Source organism: Anaerosporobacter sp. (assembly GCF_965301125.1).
The window spans coordinates 1-3,957 of record NZ_CBDLAM010000270.1 but is presented as its reverse complement, the minus strand read 5'-3'; the positions used below and the strand labels follow the sequence as shown (position 1 = coordinate 3,957).

Below are 3,957 nucleotides of genomic sequence, written 5' to 3'. Positions count from 1 at the left end.
CTTTTAAGCTTTCAACATTCTTTTCTTCAAATGCAAGTAAATCTTTCATTAAATCTATAATAGTTTTGTCAGCATCGGTGTATTCTTTGATTTTTTTAGTAGCTTCAATAATACCCATAGTACTACCAGAAATCAGCATTTCAGAAATATGAGATGCTGATTTGTCCGTAAGTGTTTGCATATTAATCATGATATATGCTTTGAATTTGTCCATCTGACTGATTCCCTTTTCGTCGCCTCCTAAATCAGTTAGTATATTACGTGCTTGTTGATTGATCTGTCGATATTCTTTTAATTGAGATTCCAGTTGCTTTTTAAAGGAATCGTTGTCTACGATTTCAAGTAACTGACCAATAGTCTGTATTCCCATTTGAGAATTTTGAAATATATAATTTAAGAGTTCTGTATTTGTATCCATCTAATAACCTTCCTTTGACAATATAGTACTATTATTATGTGTATATAATTTCTACTTATACAAACTGTAGGAATTAGTAAATAGATTTTACCTACAGATTAGCACAGCTAGGTGAATCGCATTTAACATGCTATTGCATTTAACATGCTATTAGTATTGTATATAAGGAATTACATGGGAATTAGGGCTTATAATAGAATCTTTAATAGTAATAAAATAAGAACAACTATTATTATAGGGCGAACAATTTTATCACCATTCTTTAATACCATTCCAGAACCGATATAACTACCAGCCATACTGAAAATTGAAGCAGCAAGCCCAAGTAGTATAAGAGTCTTACCATTAATTAAGAAGGTTACAAGAGCAGCGATATTTGAAGCAAGATTAATAATTTTAGTATTGCCTGTGGCTTCTCTTATATTGATTTTTGCTAATCCAGTTAGAGCGAGGACAAGGAATGTACCTGTGCCTGGTCCATAAAAACCATCGTAAGTACCAATTATAAAAGAAGCGATTATTGCAATTATATATTGTTTCTTTTTAGAAATGGGGGATTGTTCAGTAACTTGCATTGTGTTTTTCCTGAAAACTACAAAGTAAGCTACTATTGGTAGGACGATTAGTAAGATATATTGGATATATTGATCGCTGACCATTAGTATTAGTCTTGCACCAATGGCTGAACCAATTAGAGCAGATACAACTGTAGGAAAAATTAATTGTAAAATAACCGTTTTGTTCTTAAGAAAGCGAATGCAAGCTACTAGAGTTCCAAGAGCAGAAGAGAGCTTGTTAGTTGCAATTGCATTATGTGCAGGAAGTCCAGTTAGTAGATAAGCAGGCAAGGTAATTAAACCACCACCACCAGCAATGGAATCAACGAATCCGCCTAAGAAGACAAGGGGGCAGACGATAAGAAACATATGTAATGTGAGTTGCATGAGAGTATCCTTTCATTTGATATTAGTTTAGAAAATCTAGTTAATGAATTATATTGATTATAAACATAACAACTGTTTGTGTCAATTTATTAGGAACGAGTTTTCGGTGAATTAAGAAGTGGTATAAAAGATAACAGACTGGAAAAATTGAAACATAACATGATGGATAAGTTCGTTACAAGTATTTGAATTGTAACAACGCTAGAACGAAAAGGGAAAGCGTAAGTCAAATTAATCAGCCACTCAAAAATATAGAAAAAAATAAAAAAATAAGTTGACATAAGCATATGAATTATGTATACTATCATCTGTAAAGAAAATAACTTTACAGGGCGGTGCTTTATATGAATGATAAAATTGAAAAAAAAGATAATAATAATATAAAGCAAATTGATAAGCTGGTTGAGTTATCATTGCTCTATGATTTCTACGGGGAGCTCCTTAAGGAAAATCAAAAGTGTATCTATGAAGATTACATATTGAATGATTTATCATTAAGTGAGATAGCAGAACAACAAGGAATAAGTAGACAAGGTGTACATGATGTTGTTAAGAGATGTAGTAATCAACTAATTAATTATGAAGAGAAGCTTCATTTGATCGAAAAATTTGAACAAACGAAGCAAAAAGTAAGTAAGATAAAGGAATTATCGAAACAGATCATAAATCTAAATGAGTCAAATATGGAAAATGAGTTTAGATTACAAAAGTTAAAAGAGACAGATCTGTTAACAGAGATTGAATCACTATCCGATAGCATTTTAGAAGACTTATAGAACATAGATTGATATTAAAACATATAACGCAAATAAGATTGGGAGGTTTAAGCATGGCATTTGACAGCTTATCCGAAAAACTACAGAATGTATTTAAGAATTTGCGTGGTAAAGGGCGCTTAACGGAAGCAGACGTAAAGACTGCTTTGAAAGAAGTTAAGATGGCGTTACTAGAAGCAGATGTTAACTTTAAGGTTGTTAAGAACTTTATCAAGTCTGTTCAGGAAAGAGCAGTTGGACAGGATGTAATGAGCAGTTTAACACCTGGCCAGATGGTAATTAAGATTGTTAACGAAGAGATGGTTAAATTAATGGGTGATGAAACCACAGAATTAGTATTAAAACCTGCTTCGGAACTAACAATAATAATGATGTGTGGTTTGCAAGGTGCGGGTAAAACAACAACAACAGCTAAACTTGCAGGAAAGTTAAAACAAAAAGGTAGAAAACCTTTACTTGTAGCTTGTGACGTATACCGTCCAGCAGCTATTAAGCAGTTACAGATTAATGGTGAAAAACAAGGTGTGGAAGTTTTCTCTATGGGAGATGGTCATAAGCCAGTGAACATAGCGAAGGCCGCAATTGAACACGCACATAAGAATGGATTTAATATTGTTATCCTAGATACAGCTGGTCGTCTTCATATTGATGAAGACATGATGACTGAGCTAATTGAAATAAAAGAGAATGTAGATGTAACACAAACTGTTTTAGTAGTAGATGCTATGACAGGTCAAGATGCGGTTAACGTAGCTGAGACATTCAATGGAAAAATTGGTGTTGATGGCGTTATTATTACAAAACTTGATGGTGATACAAGAGGTGGTGCTGCATTATCCATTCGTGCAGTAACTGGACGTCCGATTCTCTATGTTGGTATGGGAGAGAAATTGTCTGATTTAGAACAATTTTACCCAGACAGAATGGCTTCCCGTATCTTAGGTATGGGAGATGTGCTTTCATTAATTGAAAAAGCACAAGAAACCATTGATGAAGAGAAAGCGAAAGAGATGGAAAGAAAGATGCGTAAAGCAGAATTCGATTTCAACGATTACCTTGATCAGATTCAACAGGTTAAGAAGATGGGTGGCATTGGAGATTTACTTGGTATGCTTCCAGGAGCTTCTGCTCAATTAAAAGATGTAGAGATTAATGATAACGTCTTTGATGGAACAGTTGCAATCATCAATTCTATGACAAAGAAAGAGCGTTCTAATCCGGAGATTCTTAATCCGTCTAGAAAGAAACGTATTGCTAAAGGTGCTGGTGTTGATATCAGCGAGGTGAATAGGCTAATTAAGCAATTTGAGCAAGCTAAGAAGATGATGAAACAGATGTCAGGTATGATGTCTGGAAAAGGCAAGAGAGGGAAATTCAAATTACCTTTCGGTCTGTAGGCGAGGACCAACAGGTTTTACCTGTTAATATATATGACAATAGTCGAATATGGGTTCAATATTTAAGGAGGTGAAAATAACATGGCAGTAAAAATCAGATTAAAGAGAATGGGACAAAAGAAAGCTCCTTTCTATAGAGTAGTTGTTTCAGATTCAAGATCTCCAAGAGATGGTAGATTCATCGAGGAAATCGGAACTTACGATCCAACTAAAGAGCCAAGCGCTTTCAATGTAAACGAAGAAGCAGCTCAAAAATGGTTATCAAATGGTGCTCAACCAACTGAAACTGTTAACAGATTATTCAAAAAAGCTGGTATCGTTAAATAATTAATATTTTGATAAGCTACACATTAGCCACGAGAAGTTACTTTTCGTGGCTAATGTGGTATAAGAATGGCGGAGGTGAAGGTAGTGAAGGAACT

The 3,957-nt window shown here is 34.2% G+C and carries 5 protein-coding genes; 3 read left to right on the top strand and 2 right to left on the bottom strand.

Annotated elements, in window-relative coordinates:
• Window positions 1-418, bottom strand: a 418-nt coding sequence (locus ACW2QF_RS18480) for a hypothetical protein (protein WP_455717488.1), incomplete at its 3' end; no start/stop codon positions are given.
• Window positions 419-606: 188 nt separating this feature from the next.
• A complete protein-coding gene (locus ACW2QF_RS18475) occupies window positions 607-1,362 on the bottom strand; it encodes a sulfite exporter TauE/SafE family protein (RefSeq protein WP_455717487.1) in 756 nt (251 codons plus the stop codon).
• 344 nt (window positions 1,363-1,706) lie between these two features.
• On the opposite strand from ACW2QF_RS18475, the gene ylxM reads away from it, so the two are divergent.
• The 3 genes from ylxM (at window position 1,707) to rpsP (ending at window position 3,862) form a co-directional block, all read left to right on the top strand.
• Complete coding sequence (gene ylxM, locus ACW2QF_RS18470; RefSeq protein ID WP_455717486.1) at window positions 1,707-2,138, top strand: YlxM family DNA-binding protein; 432 nt, start codon at window positions 1,707-1,709, stop codon at window positions 2,136-2,138.
• A 53-nt stretch (window positions 2,139-2,191) separates the two neighbouring features.
• Entirely contained in the window at window positions 2,192-3,535 is a 1,344-nt protein-coding gene (ffh, locus tag ACW2QF_RS18465) for a signal recognition particle protein (protein ID WP_455717485.1), read from the top strand.
• A gap of 81 nt (window positions 3,536-3,616) precedes the next feature.
• Window positions 3,617-3,862 carry a 30S ribosomal protein S16 gene (gene rpsP, locus ACW2QF_RS18460; RefSeq protein WP_073284659.1) on the top strand — a complete coding sequence of 82 codons (246 nt, stop codon included), beginning with the start codon at window positions 3,617-3,619 and terminating at the stop codon, window positions 3,860-3,862.
• The last annotated feature ends 95 nt before the right edge of the window (window positions 3,863-3,957 follow it).